The 25,132-nt window shown below is 31.3% G+C and carries 29 protein-coding genes; 19 read left to right on the forward strand and 10 right to left on the reverse strand.

Annotation, left to right across the window (positions count from 1 at the left end):
• The first annotated feature begins 12 nt into the window (after positions 1–12).
• From LQ608_RS05560 to dltD, 6 genes are all read left to right on the forward strand, one after another.
• A complete protein-coding gene (locus LQ608_RS05560) occupies positions 13–972 on the forward strand; it encodes a 2-hydroxyacid dehydrogenase (protein WP_239750577.1) in 960 nt (319 codons plus the stop codon).
• Positions 973–1,293: 321 nt separating this feature from the next.
• A complete protein-coding gene (locus LQ608_RS05565; RefSeq protein ID WP_078357683.1) occupies positions 1,294–1,437 on the forward strand; it encodes a teichoic acid D-Ala incorporation-associated protein DltX in 144 nt (47 codons plus the stop codon).
• Positions 1,438–1,452: 15 nt separating this feature from the next.
• Entirely contained in the window at positions 1,453–2,913 is a 1,461-nt protein-coding gene (dltA, locus tag LQ608_RS05570; RefSeq protein ID WP_239750578.1) for a D-alanine--poly(phosphoribitol) ligase subunit DltA, read from the forward strand.
• A complete protein-coding gene (dltB, locus tag LQ608_RS05575; protein ID WP_239750579.1) occupies positions 2,910–4,130 on the forward strand; it encodes a D-alanyl-lipoteichoic acid biosynthesis protein DltB in 1,221 nt (406 codons plus the stop codon). Before dltA ends, dltB begins: the two co-directional genes overlap by 4 nt.
• A 16-nt stretch (positions 4,131–4,146) precedes the next feature.
• Positions 4,147–4,383 (forward strand): D-alanine--poly(phosphoribitol) ligase subunit 2, encoded by a 237-nt coding sequence (gene dltC, locus LQ608_RS05580; protein ID WP_078357680.1) that lies wholly within the window; start codon positions 4,147–4,149, stop codon positions 4,381–4,383.
• A complete protein-coding gene (gene dltD / locus LQ608_RS05585) occupies positions 4,380–5,558 on the forward strand; it encodes a D-alanyl-lipoteichoic acid biosynthesis protein DltD (protein ID WP_239750586.1) in 1,179 nt (392 codons plus the stop codon). Before dltC ends, dltD begins: the two co-directional genes overlap by 4 nt.
• Positions 5,559–5,644: 86 nt before the next feature.
• On the opposite strand, the gene LQ608_RS05590 is transcribed toward dltD, so the two are convergent.
• Positions 5,645–5,887 carry a NifU family protein gene (locus LQ608_RS05590; RefSeq protein WP_017001072.1) on the reverse strand — a complete coding sequence of 81 codons (243 nt, stop codon included), beginning with the start codon at positions 5,885–5,887 and terminating at the stop codon, positions 5,645–5,647.
• Positions 5,888–5,996: 109 nt separating this feature from the next.
• Between LQ608_RS05590 and LQ608_RS05595 the strand changes: the two genes are divergently transcribed.
• Complete coding sequence (locus LQ608_RS05595; protein WP_239750588.1) at positions 5,997–6,323, forward strand: YuzD family protein; 327 nt, start codon at positions 5,997–5,999, stop codon at positions 6,321–6,323.
• 34 nt (positions 6,324–6,357) lie between these two features.
• Here the strand turns inward: LQ608_RS05595 and LQ608_RS05600 are convergent, their stop codons facing one another.
• The gene (locus LQ608_RS05600; protein WP_078357677.1) at positions 6,358–7,422 is read right to left on the reverse strand and encodes an NAD(P)/FAD-dependent oxidoreductase; all 1,065 of its coding nucleotides are present in this window, start codon (positions 7,420–7,422) and stop codon (positions 6,358–6,360) included.
• A 153-nt stretch (positions 7,423–7,575) separates the two neighbouring features.
• On the opposite strand from LQ608_RS05600, the gene LQ608_RS05605 reads away from it, so the two are divergent.
• The 7 genes from LQ608_RS05605 (at position 7,576) to LQ608_RS05635 (ending at position 13,330) form a co-directional block, all read left to right on the forward strand.
• On the forward strand, positions 7,576–7,812 hold the full coding sequence (locus tag LQ608_RS05605) for a YuzB family protein (protein ID WP_025904683.1): 237 nt from the start codon (positions 7,576–7,578) through the stop codon (positions 7,810–7,812).
• Positions 7,813–7,823: 11 nt separating this feature from the next.
• On the forward strand, positions 7,824–8,183 hold the full coding sequence (locus LQ608_RS05610; protein WP_078357676.1) for a HesB/IscA family protein: 360 nt from the start codon (positions 7,824–7,826) through the stop codon (positions 8,181–8,183).
• A gap of 153 nt (positions 8,184–8,336) precedes the next feature.
• Entirely contained in the window at positions 8,337–9,551 is a 1,215-nt protein-coding gene (locus tag LQ608_RS05615) for an NAD(P)/FAD-dependent oxidoreductase (protein ID WP_239750596.1), read from the forward strand.
• 65 nt (positions 9,552–9,616) lie between these two features.
• A complete protein-coding gene (locus LQ608_RS05620; RefSeq protein ID WP_239750599.1) occupies positions 9,617–9,937 on the forward strand; it encodes a YuiB family protein in 321 nt (106 codons plus the stop codon).
• Between the two features lie 16 nt (positions 9,938–9,953).
• Complete coding sequence (locus LQ608_RS05625; protein WP_239750600.1) at positions 9,954–11,429, forward strand: M17 family metallopeptidase; 1,476 nt, start codon at positions 9,954–9,956, stop codon at positions 11,427–11,429.
• Between the two features lie 175 nt (positions 11,430–11,604).
• Positions 11,605–12,939 (forward strand): Na+/H+ antiporter family protein, encoded by a 1,335-nt coding sequence (locus tag LQ608_RS05630; RefSeq protein WP_239750602.1) that lies wholly within the window; start codon positions 11,605–11,607, stop codon positions 12,937–12,939.
• A gap of 22 nt (positions 12,940–12,961) precedes the next feature.
• The gene (locus tag LQ608_RS05635; protein ID WP_239750608.1) at positions 12,962–13,330 is read left to right on the forward strand and encodes a PaaI family thioesterase; all 369 of its coding nucleotides are present in this window, start codon (positions 12,962–12,964) and stop codon (positions 13,328–13,330) included.
• A gap of 294 nt (positions 13,331–13,624) precedes the next feature.
• On the opposite strand, the gene mnhG is transcribed toward LQ608_RS05635, so the two are convergent.
• The 8 genes from mnhG to kapB all read right to left on the reverse strand — a co-directional run bounded on the left by mnhG (position 13,625) and on the right by kapB (position 19,887).
• Positions 13,625–13,966: a monovalent cation/H(+) antiporter subunit G gene (gene mnhG, locus LQ608_RS05640; RefSeq protein WP_078357670.1), complete on the reverse strand. Its 342-nt coding sequence runs from the start codon at positions 13,964–13,966 to the stop codon at positions 13,625–13,627.
• On the reverse strand, positions 13,944–14,234 hold the full coding sequence (locus LQ608_RS05645) for a Na(+)/H(+) antiporter subunit F1 (RefSeq protein WP_078357669.1): 291 nt from the start codon (positions 14,232–14,234) through the stop codon (positions 13,944–13,946). Before LQ608_RS05645 ends, mnhG begins: the two co-directional genes overlap by 23 nt.
• Complete coding sequence (locus LQ608_RS05650; protein ID WP_239750612.1) at positions 14,231–14,713, reverse strand: Na+/H+ antiporter subunit E; 483 nt, start codon at positions 14,711–14,713, stop codon at positions 14,231–14,233. Before LQ608_RS05650 ends, LQ608_RS05645 begins: the two co-directional genes overlap by 4 nt.
• Positions 14,713–16,203, reverse strand: a complete 1,491-nt coding sequence (locus LQ608_RS05655; RefSeq protein ID WP_239750622.1) for a Na+/H+ antiporter subunit D — start codon at positions 16,201–16,203, stop codon at positions 14,713–14,715. The genes LQ608_RS05650 and LQ608_RS05655 overlap by 1 nt, the downstream gene beginning before the upstream one ends.
• Positions 16,196–16,537, reverse strand: coding sequence for a Na(+)/H(+) antiporter subunit C (locus LQ608_RS05660; protein WP_078357666.1), 342 nt, complete (start codon positions 16,535–16,537; stop codon positions 16,196–16,198). The genes LQ608_RS05655 and LQ608_RS05660 overlap by 8 nt, the downstream gene beginning before the upstream one ends.
• Positions 16,537–16,965, reverse strand: a complete 429-nt coding sequence (locus tag LQ608_RS05665; RefSeq protein ID WP_078357665.1) for a Na(+)/H(+) antiporter subunit B — start codon at positions 16,963–16,965, stop codon at positions 16,537–16,539. The genes LQ608_RS05660 and LQ608_RS05665 overlap by 1 nt, the downstream gene beginning before the upstream one ends.
• Complete coding sequence (locus tag LQ608_RS05670) at positions 16,946–19,357, reverse strand: Na+/H+ antiporter subunit A (RefSeq protein WP_239750630.1); 2,412 nt, start codon at positions 19,355–19,357, stop codon at positions 16,946–16,948. Before LQ608_RS05670 ends, LQ608_RS05665 begins: the two co-directional genes overlap by 20 nt.
• Positions 19,358–19,509: 152 nt before the next feature.
• A complete protein-coding gene (kapB, locus tag LQ608_RS05675; protein ID WP_119634424.1) occupies positions 19,510–19,887 on the reverse strand; it encodes a sporulation phosphorelay system protein KapB in 378 nt (125 codons plus the stop codon).
• Positions 19,888–19,963: 76 nt separating this feature from the next.
• On the opposite strand from kapB, the gene LQ608_RS05680 reads away from it, so the two are divergent.
• From LQ608_RS05680 to LQ608_RS05700, 5 genes are all read left to right on the forward strand, one after another.
• Positions 19,964–20,557, forward strand: coding sequence for a peptidylprolyl isomerase (locus LQ608_RS05680; RefSeq protein WP_078357662.1), 594 nt, complete (start codon positions 19,964–19,966; stop codon positions 20,555–20,557).
• An 82-nt stretch (positions 20,558–20,639) separates the two neighbouring features.
• The gene (locus LQ608_RS05685) at positions 20,640–20,840 is read left to right on the forward strand and encodes a hypothetical protein (protein WP_078357661.1); all 201 of its coding nucleotides are present in this window, start codon (positions 20,640–20,642) and stop codon (positions 20,838–20,840) included.
• 750 nt (positions 20,841–21,590) lie between these two features.
• Positions 21,591–21,971: a S1 domain-containing post-transcriptional regulator Ygs gene (gene ygs, locus LQ608_RS05690; RefSeq protein WP_078357660.1), complete on the forward strand. Its 381-nt coding sequence runs from the start codon at positions 21,591–21,593 to the stop codon at positions 21,969–21,971.
• 288 nt (positions 21,972–22,259) lie between these two features.
• Positions 22,260–23,804, forward strand: coding sequence for an L-glutamate gamma-semialdehyde dehydrogenase (pruA, locus tag LQ608_RS05695; protein ID WP_239750639.1), 1,545 nt, complete (start codon positions 22,260–22,262; stop codon positions 23,802–23,804).
• Positions 23,805–23,874: 70 nt separating this feature from the next.
• Positions 23,875–25,065: an ornithine--oxo-acid transaminase gene (locus LQ608_RS05700; protein WP_239750641.1), complete on the forward strand. Its 1,191-nt coding sequence runs from the start codon at positions 23,875–23,877 to the stop codon at positions 25,063–25,065.
• Positions 25,066–25,132: the final 67 nt, after the last annotated feature.

Genomic DNA, 25,132 nt, shown 5'->3' on the forward strand with positions numbered 1-25,132 from the left:
GGAGATGGGAATATGGGAGAGAAAGTATTAGTTGCTAGACAGTTGCCAAATAAATTTATTCAACAAATAGAACAATTTGCAGAAGTAGATGTTTGGGATAGTGAATTAGAACCTATGCCAAGAGAACAATTTTTAAAGCGTGCTGCAGATGCCACAATTGTAATCACAACATTAAGTGAGAAAATAGATGAAACCTTTTTTGAATCTGCACCTAAAATTAAAGGAGTCGTAAATTTAGCAGTAGGGTATGACAATATCGATATTGAACTGGCTCATAATAAAGGTGTTATTGTAACAAATACACCAGAAGTGTTAACAGAAACGACTGCAGAATTAGGATTTACATTAATGTTAACTGCTGCAAGAAGAATTGTAGAAGCGGTTGAGTATGTAGAAAATGGCGAATGGAAAAGTTGGGGTCCATACTTATTAGCAGGTAAAGATGTTCATGGATCTACAGTTGGTATATATGGAATGGGTGCAATAGGTGAAGCTTTCGCCAGAAGATTAAAAGGGTTTAATTGCAAAGTGATATATCATAACCGTTCTAAAAAAGAAAAAGCTGAAAAAGAATTAAATGTTGAATATAGAAATATGGATGAACTGTTAGCAGAAAGTGACTTTGTAGTTTGTACTGCTCCATTAACATCTGAAACCAAAGGCATATTTAATAAAGCAACATTTAAGAAAATGAAAGATAGTGCAATATTGATTAATATCGGTCGCGGCGGACATGTCGTAGAATCTGATTTAATAGAAGCAATTGAGAAAAAAGAAATTCTCGGTGCAGCATTAGACGTAGTAGAAAATGAACCTATAGCAATGGATCATCCATTTTTAGAAATGAAACAAGTAATAGTTGTTCCTCATATAGGTAGTAGCTCAATAAACACAAGAGATCATATGGTTCAACTTTGTGTTGATAATGCAAAACAAATTATCGCAGGTAGTGAACCAGTAACACCAGTGTAGAAATAGAGATGACAAAGATTGAAAAAGCGTGATTTAAGTCTATTTCGCTCCAGTAAACGACTTTTAATTTAATGATTAGATGGTGAGATAATTAATTTATCTCACCATCTTTTTTTTATAAGAGGTATTAAAATTAAATTTCATTAAACTTGTTTATAAGGACTGTTATGACAGTTTATATGTCAATTTTGTAATGTGTTTAATCCCTTTTAAATTCCAATAAATGCTAAAATTTTACATATTTTCGTTGATATCTCTTTATACATAGAATATAATATAAAAATAGAATAATTACAAAATAAAAACATGAGGAGATTTACAATGGAAAAAATTAGGCAAATATTACTATCTGAGAATTGCAAAATAGTTGGTTTAACCATTTTTTATTTCTTAATCATGATTGTTTTATTTTGGATTTATGCTGGTGGTAGTGCAAGTAACGATTTTATATATAATGAATTTTAATGAAGGAGAACATTTATGAGAGACATCTTAGAACAAGTAGAGTTTATGAGTAAGTGGTATACCGATAAAATTGCTATAAACTATAGAGAAGAAGAGATGACTTATGGTGAACTAGATCTTTATTCAAATAAATTAGCTACGTTAATCCAAGATTCTGATAAGCCAATTGTATTATATGGTCATATGTCACCATTTATGATTGTAGGTATGATTGCGAGTATGAAAGCAGGCATTGGATACGTTCCAATAGATATATCGATTCCTTTAGAAAGAATAGAGCATATCATTGAGAAGGTAGAGCCTGCTTTTATTTTTAACACAACTGGTAATTTATTGAATAATATACAAATTAATCAAATAACAATAGAAGCATGTAAAGAAGCGCAAATAAACTTGGAAGAATTAAATAGAATTAATAATTTAGATACTGTTTATACAATTTTTACATCCGGATCCACTGGATTGCCAAAGGGTGTACAAATTAGTTATGAAAGTTTAATGGACTTTACTAACTGGATGTTACAACTTAATAAGCTTGGCGACAACAGTATGTGGTTGAATCAGGCTCCATTTTCTTTCGACTTATCAGTTATGGCAATATATCCATGCTTAATGACAGGTGGGACGTTGCAACTAGTTGATAAAAAGATGATTGAAAAGCCAAAACAATTATATGAATTACTAAATAGTAAAGACATTGAATCTTGGGTATCAACGCCATCATTTTTAGAAATGTGTTTATTATTACCAGGATTTAATCAAGATCAACATACTAAATTAAAGCAGTTTTTCTTCTGTGGAGAAGTGCTGAGTCATAAGACAGCACAGAAATTAATCAATCAATTTAAAGATTCGATTATTTACAATACATATGGCCCAACAGAAGCAACGGTTGCTGTAACAAGTATTCAAATTACTCAAGAAATTCTAGATAAATTTAATCCTTTACCAATTGGTACTGTACGGCCAAATTCACAATTAAAATTAGCTGATAATGAAGAATTAGTGATAATTGGTAAAAGTATTAGCCAAGGATATTTAAAAGATGAAGAAAAGCACAATAAAGTATTTAAAAATATAGATGGTCGAATAAATTATTTTACTGGAGATAAAGCAGAGTTTCGTGATGGTTATTGGTTTATACATGGAAGAATAGATTTCCAAATAAAAATTAACGGCTATCGTATGGAACTAGAAGAAATTGAAATGGTTTTAGAGCAATTGCCAGAAGTTAAACAAGTCGTTATATCACCAATTAAAAAAGGTGAAAAAGTTCAATATTTACATGCTACTGCTATTCTTACAAATCAAGAAATAGATAACGAAAATGACATGATACTCCATTTAAAACAGGAATTAAAAATTCATTTACCTGAATATATGATTCCTAGAAAATTTAGTTTTGTGAATAATCTACCACTAACTGCTAATGGTAAGTTAGATAGAAATAAAGTATTAGAGAGGTTAAAACCATGATTCCATATGGGGATTTTACCTATTTTTATATCTGTTTAGCCTTAATGTTACCAGTAATTATATTAGGGTTAGTCGGAAAGAGAAGTCTTGTTTATAACCGAATAATTACGTTAGTTATGCTCATACTAATATTTTCGGATGAAAATAAAAACTTATTTGATAATAAATTTTTAAGTTATCAATTTATTTTCTTTGCTCTATATATATGTTATCAAGTTGTATTGATTAGAGTTTATATTTCGATAGCAAAGAAAACAAACCAGTTTAAAAATTATGCTTTTGCAATAGTACTTTCAATATTACCTTTAATTATTGTGAAAATATTACAAAGTAGTTGGCTAGGGAATTTTCAAATAACAGTTCACGGTAATAAATTAATTGAATTTATAGGATTTCTAGGTATTTCGTATATTGCATTTAAAAGCGTTCAACTCATTATGGAAATTCGTGATAATAGAATAAAGTCAATCAATACAATGAAACTAATTGATTTTATTACATTCTTTCCAACGATATCTTCAGGTCCTATAGATAGATATAAGCGATTTATAAAGGATGAAGAAAAGATTCCTGAACCCAACGTTTATTATGGAATGCTTATAAAAGCTATACATATGGTGTTTATGGGATTTTTATATAAGTATATTATTGCTTATTACATAAATGAAAATGTAATTAAAGTTACGCCAATTGATACAGATCCTACCTTTTTAAATTATCTTTATTACATGTACGGATATAGTTTTTATCTGTTTTTTGATTTTGCAGGATACAGTTTATTTGCTATAGCATTTAGTTATTTATTCGGAATTCAAACTCCAATTAACTTTAACAAGCCATTTAAAGCTAAAAATATTAAAGAATTTTGGAATAGATGGCATATGAGTTTATCTTTTTGGTTCAGAGATTGTATATATATGAGGTTTGTTTTTTGGGTATCCAAAGAAAAATTACTAAAAGATAAGCTGTTAATATCTAACCTGGGATTTTTAATCAATTTCTTTATTATGGGAATTTGGCATGGTATTGAAATACATTATATTCTTTATGGTTTATATCACGCATTCTTATTTATTGCATATGGTTATTTTGAACAATGGCGCAAAAAGCATCCGCCAAAACTTAATTATAAGTTAATGAATGTGATCGCAATATTAATTACATTCCATAGTGTAGCATTTGGATTTTTATTATTCTCAGGAAAATTAATACATTAAATAAGGGAGTTATATTATGAATTTTGAAGAAAAAGTATTAAATATATTAGCTGAAGTTGCTGAAAATGATATCGTAAAAGAAAACCCTGATATCGAAATTTTTGAAGAAGGGATTATAGATTCATTTGCAACTATAGGCTTGTTGTTAGAAATTCAAAATAATTTAGACATTGATGTTACAATTACGGATTTTGATAGAGATGAGTGGGCAACACCGAATAAAATTATAAAAGTACTTAAGGAATTACAATGAAAATAAAATTATTGTTGCCTTTATTGTTAAGTGGTATTTTATTTGGCTTATTTTTATTAATTCCAGTTGAATGGCTTACATCTTTATCTAAACAAGACAATATTAATAAAGAAGCAATTTCTTTAAATGATTCTGTACTAAAAGGCGTGCACTCTCAAGAGGAAATGTTGTTAAGTAAACATTATTATCCTATATTTGGCTCAAGTGAATTGGAAAAACAAGATATATTTCATCCAGCGCATATTTTGAAAGATAAAAATGCTAAATTAAAGCCATATTTAATTGGAACAGGTGGCTCTACAGATTTAATCCATGCAATTAATGTTGGCAGCCAAGCACACAATCTAAATGGAAAAAAAGTAGCTATCATCATTTCACCCCAGTGGTTTACTGATCATGGGTTAACAAATGATAACTTTAGCGCTAGATTTTCACCATTACAAGCGGATCATTTATTTAAAATTAAATCTTTGAGTCCAGAATTAAAAGACAGATTTGCAAAAAGATTAGTTCAATTTAAACAATTAAAATCAGATCCATATTTAAATTCTGTATTAAGTAAAAAAAATCATCAGTATGATGAAGGAACGTTTATGAATGATTTTGAAAATAACATCCATGAAAAACATGATGCTTTAAAGTCTATTTTTGGTAGAGAAAAAGTCGCTTTAACCAATAGTTCTAAACATCATTTTAGTCATATGAAATGGGATGAAATGAGATTATATGCTAATCAATATGGTGAAAAGCATTCTACAACTAATAATTTCGGAATGAATGACCAATATTGGAATTTATTAAAAGAGCAACGAAAAAGATACAATAGAAATTACGAGTTCAATAACAAGTCGAAAGAATTCGATGACTTACAGTTGTTAATTGACACATTAAAAGAAGTAAATGCAGATCCATTATTTGTTGTTATTCCAGCAAATGGAAAATGGTATGATCATATTAATGTTAATAGAGACAAAAGAGAAGCAGTATATCAAAAGATTAATAAAATGCTCACATCGAATAATATGAAAGTATATGACATAACCGATAAAGAATATGAACCATTTGTCATAACAGATGCAGTTCATATAGGTTGGAAAGGTTGGGTCTATATTAACGAGCAAATGATTAATCATATAAATGGACAATATGATAATAAAGTAAGTCGACAATATTAATAATATTACCTAGGAAATATTAAAAAACACCGTGCCAACTTTATGGCACGGTGCTTTTTTAATACTTATAAATAAAATGAAAGTGATTAGAAAACTTGTTCTACTTCTACAACGCCAGGTACTTCTTCTAGTAAAGCACGTTCTATGCCAGCTTTTAGAGTAATTGTAGAACTTGGACATGTACCACATGCACCGAGTAATCGTAGTTTAACGATACCATCATCTACATCTACTAATTCACAGTCACCACCATCGCGTAATAGGAATGGTCTTAATTTCTCAAGTACATCACTAACTTGATCAAACATTGTTTGTTGTTCAGTAGTCATATATATAAATACTCCTCTCATCAAGTGTTATTAGATACATTAATCTTATTTATCTATTATAATAGATATAAGGTAAAAAATCTATTCATCAAACTAGGGGGATGATTATATGTCCAAAGCAAGTATAGTAGTTTATGGTGCAGATGTTGTATGTGCGAGTTGTGTCAATGCACCATCATCGAAGGACACATATGAATGGTTACAAGCTATTTTAGGAAGAAAATATACGGATTTAGAATTTGAATACACTTATATTGATTTTTTAAAACAGACTGAAAATTTAACAGATCATGATCTTCAGTTTATTGAAAGAATTAATGAAGATGAATTGTTTTATCCACTTGTTACAATAAATGATGAATATGTTGCTGATGGTTATATTCAGTTAAAGCATATCACGAGATTTATTGATGAACATGTCGCCATTGAACAATAAAAAAAGTAGCAGATATTTCTGCTACTTTTTATCATTATCCATTATGGTATTTATATAACCAGAGTACTCCTGATTTAATGACTCTTGCTAATCGTCCTGTAACTGTTTGTTCCATTAGATAAGCGAAGCCTTGTTTCTCACCAAGTGAACCTACAAATCCTTGAGGTTTTAACTCGGGCATTTTTTCTGGTAAAGGTTTATCAGTCCATTGTAATTTCATAACTTCAGCAATTTGATCTGCTTGTATTTCTGCTAAATAAGCACTTGGTGCGTGAGGCAATGCTGCACAGTCACCTACAATATATACATTTTTATAAGTTGGAATTTGATGATATTGGTTTACAATAACTCTTCTACCATCATTAGTATCAACTGGAAGATTTCTTACGATTTCAACTGGTTGAATGCCGGCAGTCCAAACGACTAAATCTACATTATGAATGTCTTCATTGTTGTATAATTGGCCAGGCTCAACTTGTGTAATATTTGAATTAGGAACAACTTCTACATTATGTTTATCAAACCATTTCTTTACATATTTACTTAACTTTTCTGGAAATGCAGGTAAAATTCTAGAACCTCTATCAAAAAGTTTAATCTTGATATCTTGTCTGCTTTCACGTAATTCACTAGCTAATTCGATACCACTTAAACCCGCACCAACAATTCCGACAGTAGCATCACTTGGTAAGTCACATATTGCTTGATATGTTTTACGAGCATTTTGTACTGTTTGAATACTGTAAGTGTAGTCTTTTGCTCCAGGTACATTATGATATTTATCTTCACATCCTAAGCCGATAACAAGTTCATCGTAATCAACACGTGAGTCACCAACTGAAACAATTTGATTATCTAAATCAATATCAGTAATTTCCCCATATACTGTATTAATTTTTTTGTCTTTAGGAAATTGAACGCGAATATCTTTATCTGGTTTTGTACCTGCTGCTAATGCGTAGAATTCTGTTTTTAAACCATGAAATGGCATACGATCAATCAGCGTAATTGAATAATCGGACGGTAAAATGCTTGGAAGGATTTCTTTCATCAAACGCATATTACCATATCCGCCCCCTAATAATACTAAGCTTTTCATCGTTATTCTCCTTTGTCCATAAATCAAATTTCTACAAATTTGTATGTATATATTTTATAATATATAAGTATACTTTTAGTATAATCTTTTTTGGCATAAACTACAATGAATGTTAAAATAGTTTAATGAATATAAAGTGAGTAGGTGAACACATTGAATCCGATTGTCGAATTTTGTATTTCAAACTTAGCCAAGGGTGCTGATGTAGTGTTTAACAAGCTCGACAATGATCCAGAAGTAGATGTATTGGAATACGGTTGTCTACAAAATTGTGGACCATGTGCAAGAGGGTTATATGCACTAGTTAACGGAGATATGGTTAAGGGAGAGACACCAGAAGAATTACTAGAAAATATATATAGTCACATAGAAGAAAATTGGATTTTTTAGGAGGAATAAATATGTCAACAGTTATATTAACTGAAGCAGCAGCTTATGAAGTTAAAGATATGATGAAAAGTAACGATATGCCAAATGGTTATTTAAGAGTATCTGTTAAAGGTGGCGGTTGCACAGGATTATCTTACGGTATGTCTGCAGAAGAAGAACCTGCTGAAAACGACGAAACACTAGAATTTTTTGGTGTTAAAGTAATAGTAGATAAGAATGATGCTCCGATACTAAATGGTACAACAATTGACTTCAAAACATCATTAATGGGCGGTGGATTTTCTATTGAGAATCCTAATGCAATTGCAGCTTGCGGTTGTGGAAGTTCATTTAAAACAAAAGACGTTGCAGGTACGCCAGAGAATTGCTAAGGAAATAACATGTGACACTTGAATTTATCTTTATAAAAATATACAATTGTACTTGTATGTAAATAGCAGTATCATTACTTGTGATGAAAAACACAAAGTGACACAACTTTCCTATAAGTGTCAAACAAATATTAGAAAGTATAGGTGAAAATAATGGGATTTGAACGTAAAAAAGTTCTCGTATTAGGGGCAGGTTACGCTGGCTTACAAACAGTAACTAAATTGCAAAAATTAGTTTCAAACCAAGATGTTGATGTTACTTTAATCAACAAAAATGATTATCACTATGAAGCTACATGGTTACATGAAACTTCAGCTGGAACATTAAATTACGAAGATGCTTTATATCCAATTACAAATGTAATTGATAGAAATAAAGTAAACTTTGTAAAAGCAGAAGTTAGTAAAATCAATAAAGATGCTAAAACAGTTGAAACATCTAATGGTATATTTGAATATGACATTTTAGTTGTTGCATTAGGATTCGAAAGTGAAACATTTGGAATTGAAGGTATGAAAGAACATGCTCTTCAAATCGAAAATATTAACACTTCTCGTCGTATTTCTAAGCATATTGAAGATAAATTTGCTAATTATGCTGCATCTAAAGAAAAAGATGAAAATGATTTAGCTATTTTAGTAGGTGGCGCTGGTTTCACTGGTGTTGAATTACTAGGGGAATTAACTGAACGTATCCCTGAATTATGTAAAAAATACGGTGTAGATCAATCTAAAGTTAAAATTACTTGTGTTGAGGCTGCTCCAAAAATGTTACCAATGTTCTCTGAAAACTTAGTGAACTATGTTGTTAAATATTTAGAAGAACGTGGAGTAGAATTCAAAATTTCTACACCAATCGTTGCTTGTAACGAAAAAGGCTTCGTAGTTAAAGTTAATGATGTAGAACAAACTCTTGAAGCAAACACAGCAATCTGGGCTGCTGGAGTTAGAGGTAGCAAATTAATGGAAGAATCATTCGATGGCGTTAAACGTGGTCGTATCGTTGTTAAAGATGATTTATCAATCGATAATTACGATGATATCTTCGTTATCGGTGACTGTTCAGCTGTTATGGCTGGCGAAGGAGACAACAAACGTCCACTTCCAACAACAGCTCAAATCGCTATGCAACAAGGTGAACACCTTGCTAAAAATATTAAAAACATCTTTAACGGTGAAAAAACAGAAGCTTTCTCTTATGATGACAAAGGTACTGTATGTTCATTAGGTAGCCGTGACGGTGTTGGTGTCGTTATGGGTCGTGAAATTACTGGTAAAAAAGCAGCATTCATGAAAAAAGTTATCGATACTCGTGCTATTTTCAAAATCGGTGGTATCGGATTAGCCTATAAAAAAGGTAAATTCTAATTGATTAATTATTAAATGTAGAGACCTGCTATTAGGCGGGTCTCTTTTTTTAAAGGAGGTTAGCTATGATATCTTTACCTCAAGTTATCATATCAATGGCATTGTTTTTTGTTTTGTTTTTTGGCATCGCATTTATATTGAATATGCTATTAAAAACTACTTGGCTAATGGTTGTATTTTATCCATTCGTTATTTTTGCGATTGTAGATAAAATATCGACAGCTATGTATTTTACAGAACCATCAACAGCATTTTCAAAACTTATTTCTGGCATAACAAATATACATACAGCTGACATATTAATGCTCGGTTCAGGATGGATTGGTGCGATTGTAGCAGGTTTTGTTATAAGGAATTTAAGAAGAAGTGGTTATTCAATGTTTTAACAAAGGGGATAATAATATGAAATTTAACATTTTAGAAAAATATTCAAATAATGAATTTCCAATTATAATAGGTTGCCCAAGTCATTTAAATCAAATGCATAATTTTGAAGAAGTGAATAATATATTAAATGGGCAGTTAGATAATTTGAAAAAACAACAAATTATAAGTAGTGAACTAGGTGAAGTTACAAGTACTGCCGTTACTGTTAATAATAATATTGTTAAATTAATTTCTATAGGTTTAGGAAATTTAAAAGAAATTAAAGAAAACGATTATCAAGTTATATATGGTAATTTAAGCCGTTATCTACATAGCAATAAAATAGAAACTGTTAATTTATTTGATGATACATTTTTAACACAAAATGTTACTGAAAAAGAACGATTATATCGATTCGGATGGTTATCAAAACAAGCTGTATTCCAATTTGATCATTATAAGTCAAATAAATCAGCGAATGTTGAAACTACGATAAACTTTATTTCTACATCTAATGAAGATATTGAGTCATACATTAAGCACGGTGAGATTTTAGGAGATAGTATCAATTTGGCGAGAACTTATTCACAAACACCTCCTAATATTTTGACACCTGATTATTTTGCACAACAAATTGAAGAACATTTTAGAAACTCTAAAGTTCAGGTCACTATCAAAGATGAACAAGCTATTCGCGAGGAAGGTATTGGCTTATTAGATGCAGTTGGTAAAGGTTCTGTAAACCCTCCACGTCTAGTTACTTTAGAGTATAAAGGATCTAAAAATGATCCTATCGCCTTAGTAGGAAAAGGGGTCACATACGATTCTGGTGGTTATCAAATTAAATCCAAAACAGGCATGCCTACTATGAAATACGATATGAGTGGTGCTAGTAATGTAGTAGCAATGGTTAATGCGATCTCAGAATTGCAATTACCTGTTCACATTGTTGCTGTATTGCCGTTAGCTGAAAATATGGTATCTAGTAATGCAATGAAACCTGATGATGTATTTACTGCTTTAAGTGGTGAAACTGTTGAAATTACAAATACAGATGCTGAAGGTAGACTTGTTTTAGGAGATGCAGTTTCATATGTTGCTCAGTATAAACCAGAACTTATTATGAACTTTGCTACATTAACAGGTGCAGTAGTTGCTGCATTAGGATTAGGAAAAACAGGTATATTCTCTAGTGATGCAGATCAATATATTGAAGATGTAAAGAAAGCAGCAAGGTATTCAAATGAAGTAAGTTTCGAATTACCAATTACAGACGAAGAAAAAGATGATATTAAGTCTTCAGAAGTTGCCGATTTAACAAACTGTATATTAAATAAAAATGGTAAAGCGTTATTTGCTGCAGCATTTGTAACACATTTCAGTGGAGATATTCCTCATTTACATTTTGATATTGCTGGATCAGGTGAAACTGAAAAAGTATCGTTCCGTGGACCAAAAGGCGCTACTGGTGCAATGATTCCTACGGTTATTCATTTCTTAAAAAACAGATAATGCGATATATTATTAAATAATCGAAAAATGCTTACAAAGTCACGCTGGTTTTGTAAGTATTTTTTAAATTATATTATTCTAAAAATTCTGACTAGTTATCGATATATTGACATCATATTTCTCAACTGATATGATAAATTCATCATTTTACTTTATCGTGGTAGAGAGTTAAAGAATGGAGTGGGTCTTTTTGGAATTTAATGCAGTACTTGTAGCTGTTATTGTAATGATTATACTTTGTTTAATGAGACTTAATGTCGTTTTGAGTATTTTCGTGGGTGCATTAACAGGTGGTTTGTTAAGTGGTATGTCGCTTGATAAAGTGATATCTACATTTGGAAAAACAATCGTTGATGGTTCAGAAGTTGCACTATCATATGCTTTATTAGGTGGATTTGCGGCACTTATTTCATATAGTGGAATTACGGACTACATAGTTGGTAAAATCATCAAATCAATGAAAAAAGAAAATTCGCAAAAAAGTAGACTTAAAATTAAAATTACTTTGGTAGCTGTATTACTGGTTATTTCAATTTTAAGTCAGAATATTATACCTGTCCATATAGCTTTTATACCAATCCTTATACCACCATTATTAAGTTTATTTAATGAATTAAAAATGGATAGAAGGTTAATAGCAACAGTAATAGGTTTTGGATTATGTTTTCCTTATATATTATTACCATACGGATACGGACACATCTTCCAGTCAATTATATTTGATGCATTTGGCAAAGCAAATGTAGATATAGAATTTTATAATATTTGGAAAGCAATGCTTATTCCTTCAATGGGCTATGTTGTTGGATTAATAATTGCAATCATACTTTATTGGAGACCAAGAACATATAAAACAATAAAAATAGAAGAAGAACAAGAATTGAAAACTTTAAAACCATATCCTTTAATTGTTACTGGAGTTGCCATTTTAGCAACATTTATTGTTCAGACATTTACAGAATCAATGATTTTCGGTGCTTTAGCTGGTATTTTAATCTTCTTCTTCTCAGGATTATATAACTGGAAAGATTTAGATGTTAAATTAGTTGAAGGAATTCAAATAATGGCATATATAGGTGTTGTTATTTTAACTGCGAATGGTTTTGCGGGTGTAATGAATGAAACGAATGAAGTAGGTACACTAGTTAAAAGTCTCTCTTCTATTACAGGGGATAACAAAGCTTTTAGTATCATAATGATGTTGATAATAGGATTGATTGTGACATTAGGCATAGGTTCTTCATTTGCAACCATTCCCATTATTGCAAGTTTATTTATCCCATTCGGACAAGAAATTGGTATGAGTTCTATGGCACTAATAGCAGTTATTGGTACTGCAGGTGCATTAGGCGATTCAGGGAGTCCTGCAAGTGATTCAACATTAGGTCCAACAGCAGGATTGAATGTCGATGGCGAACATGATCATATAAGAGATACTTGTATACCTAATTTTATTATATATAATATACCATTATTGATATTTGGCTTTATCGCTGCTATGGTATTATAGTATCAATAAGGGGGATCATAATATGGACTTAATAGAAAATCTTCAAATAGAAACAGTAGAATCAAAATATGGTTATATTGAAATGACAATGCCTGTAACTGACAAAGTCAAACAACCATTTGGATATTTACATGGTGGCGCAACAATCGCATTAGCTGAAACAGCAGCATCTGTTGGTGCACATATATCTTCAAATGAAGATGAAATACCTTTAGGATTAGAGATTAATGCAAATCATATTAAATCTATACGAAGCGGTGAAGTAAGAGCTGTGGGGAAAGCACTTCATATCGGACGTACTACACAAGTATGGGATGTTAAAGTAACAAATGAAGAAGATCAATTAATTTCAGTAATCAGAGCAACAATAGCTATAAAAAAGAAAAGATAAAAATAGAGGCTGAGACATAGATTTATAGAATCCCAAAGAAAAAGACGAAATTCACGATAAAGAGTGAATTTCGTCTTTTTTAATTCCTAAAGTATTGTTTCTAAGGTATTACTTCTACGATTTTGTAAAGTGCTGACGCCTGAGGGAATAGTATGCGTGAGAGACTACAGGCTCGAACCATACCCTAGGCAAGCATGCACGAACAAAATCATAAGATATTATAAACAAAATAAAGAGAGCTAATCCAAAAATTATGGATTAGCTCTCTGAATTTGAGATGCCCAAGTTCATTGTTTATTTTGCATCTTTTAAATCGTCTCGAATTGTACGTTCAGTAGGTTTAACGCCCATATAATACGCACTTCTTGAAACTAAGTGTCCTGCTAAAGGACCTGTAATAAATATGAAAATAATACCTAGTAATAATTGAACATTGAAATGACCTTCTTTACCTATGAAGTAGATCATTACACCTAATAAAATTAACATAACTCCAAGAGTTGAAGCTTTACCAGAAGCATGTGCTCGTGAGAACACATCTGGTAATCTTAGAATACCTAACGCTGCGAAAAAGCTAAAGCATGCACCAATGACCATCATAATTATTGAGATACTAATAAGAATCGTTTCTATCATTTTCAATGATCTCTCCTTTATCCATGAATTTCGCAAATGCTGCAGTACCTAAGAATGCTAAAATACCTATTAATAAAAGTATAACGAATAAATATCTTGTGTTAGTTAATACAGAGAACAATGCAATCATTGCCATTAAAGTTATGCCTAATGCGTCAAGAGCGATTACTCTATCAGCTAAAGTTGGTCCGATTATGACACGAACAAGAATACCTATCATAGAGAGTGCAACGATGATAATCGCGATTATTACGAATATATTTGTCATCGTATGCTCACCTCCTTGATTGCTTTTTCAAATGAATCTTTAATAGAACTTATTTCCGAATCTATATCAGAAAAATCTATAGAGTGGATATAAAGTGTTTTTTTATCATCTGAAATGGCTACGACGATTGTTCCAGGCGTTAATGTAATCAATTGTGATAGTAATGTAATTTCCCAATCATGCTCTAGTTCTGTTGGGTATGCAAAGAACGCTGGTTTATTATGAATTTCTTTTTGGATAACAATTTTAATTACATCTATATTAGCAAGTATCAATTCTTTCATAAATAATATAGCTAATAAGATACTTTTCCATACTGGACGTAAGTACAAATGTTTGCCAGGTAGTAGGGGTAAAGCAACTAATATAAACAATATACCGAATAAATATCCAAATATGAATGCACCAAAAGTATATGTTTCAGAAAGCATCATCCATAGAGTTGCTAATAGAACATTAATTAGTACTTGTATAGCCATTAATAATCGCCTCCTAACGCATTTACATATGTCTCAGGGTTATAGAAAGGCAAGGCTGCTTTTTCTATAAGAGGATATAAAAAGTCTGCGCCAAGTCCAAATAATATTGCCACTACTGTAATTGTGATTGATGCGATCATTAACTTATTAATTGGTAATTTAGGATTGTAAACATATCCTTTTTCTTCTCCCCAAAATGCCATTAAGAAGATTCGTATTACTGAGTAAAGGACACATAAACTAGATAATAATACGACAATACCACTTATATAATGACCATTTTCAAATGTAGACATTACGATAAAATACTTACCGTAGAAACCACTTAATGGAGGTATCCCGGCTAATGATAGTGCAGCAATAAAGTATATCCATCCTAGAACTGGATAATGGTTGATTAGACCACTATATTTTCTTAAATCTGGTGAACCAGTTATTTTAATGATGACACCAATTAATAAGAATAAAGAAGCTTTAATAATCATGTCATGTAGTAAGTAATAAATGCTACCCATCATACCATTTTTGTCCATCATTGCAGCACCGATAAGAATGACACCAATCGCAATCATAATGTTATAAATAATAATCTTTTTAACATCATAGTATGCAATCGCACCTATACAACCCATAATAATGGTTAGTATAGCAAGTACAATCAATGTTTGAGTTATAAACTCACTATTCGTTGAATAGAATAAACTGAAAGTACGCATGATTGCATATGCGCCAACTTTAGTTAGTAATGCACCGAATAAAGCAATAATCGGGATAGGTGGTGCGTAATAAGCTCCAGGTAACCAGAAATACAATGGGAACATACCTGCTTTAGTAGCAAAAACAAATAAAAACATAATAAAAGTAATTACGACTATATTTAAATTTGCTTCTGAAAGGTCAGCAAGTTTAACGTGTAAGTCACCCATATTTAATGTTCCTGTTATGGAGTAGAGCATACCAACACCAAGTACAAAGAAAGCTGAAGTTAAAACGTTAACTAATATATATTTAATACTTTCTTGTAATTGAATTTTTGTTCCACCAATCACTAGTAATAAATATGATGACATTAAGAATACTTCGAAAAATACGAATAAGTTAAATAAATCGCCTGTCATAAAGGCACCGTTAACACCAGTAACCATCATTGATACACCAAAGTAATAAAAATATCTTTCCCGGTGTATACCAATCGATTGGTGTGAGTATATGAGTACTACGAGAGTAATAAACAAACTCGTACTAACTAACAAAGCACTCAACATATCAACGTATATGACAATACTATACGGAACTGGCCAACTACCTAAGTTCAGTGTTTGTGTGCCATCCATATTAATCATATAGATATTATATAAACTTACTAAAAAGGCTAATGTAAAACCAGTTAGTACGACTTTACGCTTTAAATAAGGTCTTGGACCTACAAAAATTAAAGTAACAGCCGTTAAAAATGTAATGATAAGAGGTACAATAATCAAATTATTCATCTTTCGGTACCTCCTTCATCTCTTCTAAATTATCAGTTCCAAGCTCTTTATAACTTCTAAAAGCTAGTACTAAGAAAAATGCTGTAACAGCAAATGCAATAACAATTGCTGTTAAAATCAATGCTTGTGGTAATGGATCAACATAATTTTTGATGCCTTCTTCTTCAATTGGTAAAGCACCTTTCTTTAATCCACCCATAGTAAGAAGCATTAAATGAACGCCGTGTGAAAGTAACGTTGTACCAATAATAATCCTAATTAAACTTTTAGAGAGAACTAGGTATACTGATACAGATATAATAATACCAGAAACGAAAATCATTAATATTTCCATTATTCATTCTCTCCAATCGCTAATATAATCGTTATCGCAGTACCTACAACAGCTAGCAGTACGCCTAAATCAAATAGCATTGCTGTATGCCAATGTACTTCACCAAATATAGGGAGATGAAATTCCCCAAATGCGTGTGTAAAAAATGTTTTATTGTAAGTCCAACTTAAAATAGGTGTAAGAACACAAAAGAATAAACCAGTGCCTGTCACCAATTTAAAATCAAAAGGAAACATTTTCTTTAATGTTTTAGTGTCAAATGCTATCCCGATGATGATAACTGCAGATGATAGTAATAAGCCACCAACGAATCCGCCACCAGGTGTATAGTGTCCACCAAAGAATATAGAAACAGCATACATCATAATAATTAAGAAAATGATTATGGAATTAAACTGAAAGAACACATCATTCGATTGTTTCTTCATGTTCTTCACCTCCATTTTTATCATTATTACGTAGTTTAATTAAAGTATAAATTCCTAAACCAGCAATACCTAATACTGCAGATTCAAACAATGTATCAAAACCACGGAAGTCTACAAGTATTACATTGACCATATTTTTACCTGCTGCTAAGTCATAAACATTATCAATATAATATTTAGAAATTGAATCATAATGTCTATTACCATATGCAATTAGCCCAATTGTAATTACAGCAATACCTATACAAATAGAAATTATGAAATTACCGATTTTAAATTTACGGTTTTCATCGTGTCTATTCATTTTAGGTAAATGATAGAAACATAATAAGAATAGGGCAGTTGAAATTGTTTCAATAGATAATTGTGTTAGTGCCAAATCAGGTGCACCAAAGAATACAAAGAATAACGCAACTGAGTATCCAACTGCAGCAAGCATAATGATACTGAACAATCTTGATTTTGCTAATACGATACAAAATGTACTTACTAAAATTAATCCCATTAAAATCACTTCATATGGTCTAATTTCGCTTATATTATCAAATGCGATACTAACAGGATGCGTGAATAAAGTTAGTGCAGTCATAATAATAAAGAAAGCAAATATATACATTAAGTATGTTCTAATAAATCCAGTCATATAACTTTGAGTAATTTTATTAGATAAATAAGAGCTTAATTGAATACCTCTATCGTAATAATAATTAAACGTTAAATATTCTGGCTGAATATTGTAAACACCAATCCATTTTTCAACGGATTTAAATAATATGAAACCTACTATAAATACAATTAATGTACCTATTAAAGCAGGTGTGATACCGTGCCAGTGTGATATATGTACTTCAGGAGCATCAGCAAATGGTGCTATAGCTCTTACAGCTGGAGCAATAATACTTTCACTTAATATATTTGGGAATAACCCGAAAAGCACTACTAAAAATGTTAGAATACCTGTTGGCAACAACATAAGCATTGGTGCTTCGTGTGGCTTTTTAGGTAATGCATCTGGTTTATAATCACCAAAGAATACTTCATGTACATATTTAAATGAATACACAAACGTGAAGATGCTACCTACAATAGCGACGATTGGTAGTAAGTAACCAATTGTTGATAAGCTGAAAACATCTGCTTTATGAGCATCAAACATTGCTGTTAAAAATAACTCTTTAGATAAGAATCCGTTAAACGGTGGCACACCAGCCATACTTAAAGCTGTAATAATCGTGAATGTACAAGAAATCGGCATGATGGTCATTAGTCCACCTAACTTTTTAATATCTCTTGTACCAACTTCATGATCAATTGTACCTGTAATCATAAATAACGCGCCTTTAAATGTAGCATGATTAATTAAATGGAAAACTGCTGCGATTATACTCGCTAAGAATAATTGACTTTCTTCTCCAGAGTAGTGATAACTTACTGCACCAATTCCTAACATCGACATAATCATACCGAGTTGAGAAACAGTTGAAAAAGCTAAAATACCTTTTAAATCTTGCTGTTTTACGGCATTAAATGATGCCCAGAATAGTGTTATTAAACCTATTGCAGTCACCGCCCACACAAATCCTGCGCTTGCTGCGAAAATCGGTGTAGTTCTAGCAACTAAATAAATACCTGCTTTAACCATTGTTGCTGAATGTAAATAAGCACTTACTGGGGTAGGTGCTTCCATTGCATCAGGTAACCATATGTGAAATGGAAATTGTGCAGATTTAGTCATTGCACCAATTAAAACTAAAATCATCGCAAAAATAAAGTAAGGTGATGATTGTATTGTTTCTGCATTCTGTATAAGTGAAGTAATACTCCATGAATTACCAGCTAATGCTAAACAAATGAATCCACCCAGTAACATTAATCCACCAAATACTGTGATTAAAAGTGACTTTTGAGCACCATATATTGATGACTGTTTATGACGCCAATAAGCGATTAGTAAGAAACTTGAAATAGATGTTAATTCCCAGAATAGATAAAGCATAAGTAGATTATCTGATAAAACAACACCTAACATTGCACCCATAAACATTAATAAATAACAATAAAAATTCCCTAATGATTCATTCTTACTTAAATATGTAATGGAATAAAGAACGACTAATGCTCCAATACCTGTAATTAATGATGCAAATAATAAACTCAAACCATCTAGATGAACTGAAAAATTCATTCCTATTCTTGGCATGAATTCCCAAATGACAATAAATGGTTTGTCCGAGTCTGGAACCTTTATGTATGACATAAAATAACTAAATATAATAATAGGAATCGGTAATACAAACCATCCTAGATGAGTTCCTTTATAAAACTTATATAAAATTGGTATTATGATTGCAAAAATTAAAGGTAATAAAATCATAATATGCATTAAACTCATTTAATAACCTCCCTCCAAAAATTCACCTAATTAATATTATACACAATAATCTCAATGCTTGAAAATACTAGCATTACTATATTTCAGAATTTTTAGGCGATTTTTAAATATGAAGAAACTCGTAATAAATTTCTTGAATTTTTTTGTAAAATTTATATATTAACCTTATATTGTCTCGAATAATCTTTTTTCAATTGTTCTATACATTTTAATGCTTGATCACTATAAGCGTTATTTTTTTTCTTCATCTTCTCTTCTAATTCATAAATAGAAGATTTTAGTGATTCAATATAATTCGGAACCTCTTCATTATACGCTTTCAAAAATTGAGCTGTTGTATATCTTTTTTCAAACTGACTCAATGCTTTTCTTTCATGGAAAAACACATTTTCTACTTCATTAGGGCTATGTAAATCACCTTGTCTAGGATGTCTCAATACTGCTAAAATTTTAACAAGAAGTTGATCTCCTTTTTCTTCAATTACTTCTACAACATACTGACCAGTTTTATGTGGAAATTGATATAACATGTTGATATCCCCTTTCTATTAAATTATGTTATGATATCACTATTGTAATTATTTTAACATGAATGGAGAATTTTAAATGACAAACTATCCACAATTAACAAATGAAATACTAGAAGGTGAAAGAGTTGTAGAAATTAAAACAACTAAAGGTAATATGACTTTCAAATTATTCCCTGAGTTAGCACCTAAAACAGTAGAAAACTTTATCGGCTTAGCTGAGAAAAAATATTACGACGGAATTATTTTCCATAGAGTAATTAATGACTTTATGGTTCAAGGTGGAGACCCAACAGGAACTGGTATGGGTGGAGAAAGTATTTATGGAAGTGCTTTTGAAGATGAATTCTCATTACAAGCATTTAACTTGTATGGTGCATTATCAATGGCAAACGCTGGTCCAAATACAAATGGTTCTCAATTTTTCATCGTCCAAATGAAAGAAGTACCAGCCAATATGTTATCTCAACTTAAAGATGGCGGTTGGCCAGAAGAAATAGTTGATCGTTATGCTGAAAAAGGTGGAACACCTTGGTTAGACCAAAAACATTCAGTATTTGGTCATATCGTTAAAGGTGAAGACATTTTAGAAGAAATCGCTAATGTTAAAGTTGGCGCTAATGACAAGCCAGCTGAAGACATAGTAATCGAGACAATTGATATTATAAAATAAATCGACATTCAATTGTCATAAAAAATCAATTCATTCGACTTAATCTTTGTTATAATCTAGATGCTAAGGGAGTGGTCGGATTATGATGGAATTTCTTTATTTTCCAGATAATAAATTAGAATATATTCCTGCTGTTGCTACGTTGTTATTATTTATGGTTTTGGCGTACATTGTTTTTATGATGTTTCGTAAAAAATCAAAAAAAGACGAAGAGAAAATGAAATCATTTGAAAAACAAGTGATGGATCATTTAGAGCAAGAGGAGAATAAAAGTAAAAAATAACTAAGTGAATATTGCTTTGCACCAACTTCTATCTGATTGAAATCCTATGAAGTTTGAGGATTAAACAATTGTAAGATCATGGTAATAAAAGTAATATCATTATTAACTAGTTGAGAAATGTAATATAAGAAAATACTTTGGGATATAAATGTCCTAGAATTTATTAAGAGCAGAAATTCATTTTAACATTGAATTTCTGCTCTTATTTTTTATGAAAATTATTGTTCAACTCATAGACTTTGTTGGTATTTTTTATGCGCATGCTTTCCGCGGGCATGTTATCAGCCTGTAGTCTTCGAATCACGCTTTTCCCGCAGGAGTCAGCGCTAAAAAATACCAAATATTAATTAAATATTTATTATATAGTTGGAATTCATTCAAGAACTGATTCTATGTTTAATAAATCTACTTATAAACATGACCAATATGAAATGTTTTATCTTTTTTTCTATATAAATATGGATATTCATACGATTTTGTAAGTGCTGACGCCTGAGGGAATAGTATGAGTGAGAGACTACAGGTTCGAACCATACTCCTAGGCAAGCATGCACGAACAAAATCGTTAGTTTCTATAAAAAATGGTTATTAGTAGTATTTTTTTGAGTTATGTTTTATGTTCCAAGTTCATTCTTAAGTTATATTTATGCATTGTATTTTCAGAATTATATATCAAATTAATGGTTAATTAAAAATAACTATGCTATGATGTAAGTGTTAATAACTATAAGTACAAGGGGTTTTCTAAAAGTGGGAAAACAATATAAAGTTGGTCAGTTTGTAAAGGTAAAAGTGACTGGCATACAGCCATATGGCGCCTTTGTTGAAACCCCTGAACATGTGGAAGGTCTCATTCATATATCAGAAGTGATGAATGATTACGTGCATAATCTCAATCAATTTTTAAGTGTTGGTCAAATTGTTAAAGCAAAAGTGATCAAAGTTGAAGTAGATGGTAAACTAAATTTATCACTAAAAGAGAATGAGTATTTCAAGAGACAAGAGCGTAAGAAAGAAAAGCGTTCAGTTCTAGATGAAATACGTGAGACAGAAAAATATGGGTTTCAACCTTTAGAAGAAAGGTTGCCTAAATGGATTAATCAATCTAATAAGCATCTTGAAGACGATTAAATAATTATTTAATCGTCTTTTTGTATACATATTTTTTGTTTAAAAGAACTATAAAGAATAAAACACTGCTATTTGTAAGTGAAAATTATGAAAAAATATTAAATTTTTATAGTGTTTAAGTGAACTTTTAATCGTCTTTTTGTATATTTATTTGAAGTAATTTTACAACTTATTTTAATCCTTAATTTTTGGAAAAAAATAGCTTGAAGTAATCTATAAAAGTGTGTCATTATAGGGATGTAAGGGGTTTCTTTTTTGCCCCATATAAACATAGGGAGGTTTACTTTAATGATTCCATACAAACACGAACCATTTACTGATTTTACGAAAGAGGAGAATAAGGCTGCTTATTTAGAAGGTCTTAAAACTGTTGAAGGATATTTAGGAAAAGAATATCCGATTATTGTTGGAGGGGAAAGAATTTTTACTGATGATAAAACACGTTCTTATAATCCTTCTAATATAGAAGAAACAGTTGGACTAGTTTCTAAAGCAAACAAAAAGCATGCTGAAAAAGCAATGGAAGCGGCTAAAGAAGCTTTTAAAACTTGGAGAGAAACTGATCCAAGTGTTCGTGCAGATGTGTTATTTAGAGCAGCTGCAATTACTAGACGCCGCAAACATGAATTCTCAGCGTTACTTTCTAAAGAAGGTGGTAAACCATGGAAAGAAGCTGATGCTGATACAGCTGAAGCGATTGACTTTATGGAATACTATGCGCGCCAAATGTTAGAACTAAAAGACGGTAAAAAAGTAGAAAGCCGTCCTGGAGAATATAATAAATATAATTATTTACCAATTGGTGTTAGTGTCGTTATTTCACCTTGGAACTTTGCATTTGCTATTATGGCAGGAACTACTGTAGCACCAATCGTTACAGGTAATACGGTATTGTTAAAGCCATCTTCAAAAACACCTGTTATTGCTTATAAATTTATGGAAGTTCTTGAAGAAGCTGGTTTACCAAAAGGGGTAGTAAACTATATACCTGGTTCATCAAGTGAAATCGGTGATTACTTAATTGATCATAAAGATACAAGTTTAATTTCATTCACAGGTTCTCGCGATGTTGGTGTATCTATTTATGAAAGAGCAGCAAAAGTACAAAAAGGTCAAACACATCTTAAGCGTGTAATTGCTGAGATGGGTGGTAAAGATACTATCATTGTTGATTCTGAAGGTGATTTAGATTTAGCTGCAGATTCTATAGTACAATCAGCATTCGGTTTTTCAGGACAAAAATGTTCTGCATGTTCTCGTGTAATTGCTGTTGAAGATATTTATGATGATTTATTAGATAAAGTGGTTGAGCGTACTGAAAAATTAACAGTCGGCGATTCTACAAATCATGAAAATTATATGGGGCCTGTAATCGATGAAAATTCATTAAATAAAATTAAAAAATATATTGAAATCGGTAAAAAAGAAGGCCGTATTGTAGCTGGTGGAACAACTGATGAAGAAAAAGGTCATTTTGTTAACCCAACTGTTATAGCTGATTTGAAACATGATGACAGAGTGATGCAAGAAGAAATCTTTGGACCAGTTGTTGGTTTCAGTAAAGCGAAAGATTTTGATCAAGCAATCGAATTTGCAAACAACACTGAATATGGCTTAACAGGCGGCGTTATTTCTAATAATAGATTTAAATTAGAACAAGCACGCAAAAACTTCTTAGTAGGTAACTTATACTTTAATAGAGGTTGTACAGGTGCGATTGTTGGATATCAACCATTTGGTGGGTTCAAAATGTCTGGTACAGACTCAAAAGCTGGAGGCCCAGATTACTTAGTACTTCATTTACAAGGACGAACTACGTCAGAAATGTTATAATAATGTTGGAATATTCAAAATACAGTAGGGCGTATACATGCTCTACTGTTTTAATGGGAGGAGATTTAATATGACAAAATCACAAGAAATAATTGAACAAACAAATACATTTGGTGCTCCAAACTATTTGCCATTACCAATTGTAATTTCAGAAGCAGAAGGCATTTGGGTGAAAGATCCAGAGGGTAATCGTTATTTAGATATGTTATCAGCATATTCAGCTGTTAACCAAGGTCATCGTCATCCGAAAATCATCCAAGCATTAAAAGATCAAGCGGATCGAGTAACACTAACTTCACGTGCATTCCATAGTGATCAATTAGGTCCATGGTATGAAAAAATATGTAAACTTGCCAACAAAGAAATGGTACTACCTATGAATACAGGTGCAGAAGCTGTTGAAACAGCAATTAAAGCTGCAAGACGTTGGGCATATCAAGTGAAAGGTGTAGAAGATAATAAAGCAGAAATTATTGCGATGAATGGAAACTTCCATGGTCGTACTATGGCTGCAGTTTCACTTTCTTCAGAAAAAGAATATCAAAGAGGTTATGGTCCATTATTAGGAGGATTTAAACTCGTTGATTTTGGTGATATTGAGCAAATTAAATCAGCTATTACACCTAACACAGCAGCTGTGTTAATTGAGCCTATTCAAGGTGAAGCGGGTATTAATGTACCTGAAGATGGCTATTTAAAACAAATTAGAGAAGTCTGTGATGAAAATAATGTGTTGTTTATAGCAGATGAAATTCAAGCAGGTTTAGGAAGAACTGGAAAATTATTTGCTACTGATTGGGATAACGTACAACCAGATATGTATATTCTTGGTAAAGCATTAGGCGGAGGCGTATTTCCAATTTCATGTATTGTAGGTAATAAAGAAATATTAGAAGTATTTAATCCAGGTTCTCATGGTTCTACTTTTGGTGGTAATCCACTTGCTGCTGCTGTTTCAAATGCAGCATTAGATGTAATAATTGATGAAAAATTACCAGAGCGTTCATTAGAGCTTGGTACTTATTTCAAAGATGAATTGAAAAAAATCGATCATCCATCTATTAAAGAAGTAAGAGGTAAAGGATTATTCATCGGAATCGAGTTAACTGAAGATGCTAGACCATATTGTGAGAAATTAAAAGAATTAGGACTATTATGTAAAGAAACTCATGATACAGTAATTCGTTTTGCACCGCCATTAATCATTGAAAAAGAAGATTTAGATTGGGCACTTGATCAAGTTAAGTCTGTTTTTAAATAAAAAAGCTGATAACGTTTACAAAAAAGTGTTAAAGACCTTTTAAAAATAATCAATTATGTTACAATTA

It is taken from the genome of Mammaliicoccus sp. H-M34 (genome assembly GCF_022386495.1).
Lineage (GTDB): Bacteria > Bacillota > Bacilli > Staphylococcales > Staphylococcaceae > Mammaliicoccus > Mammaliicoccus fleurettii.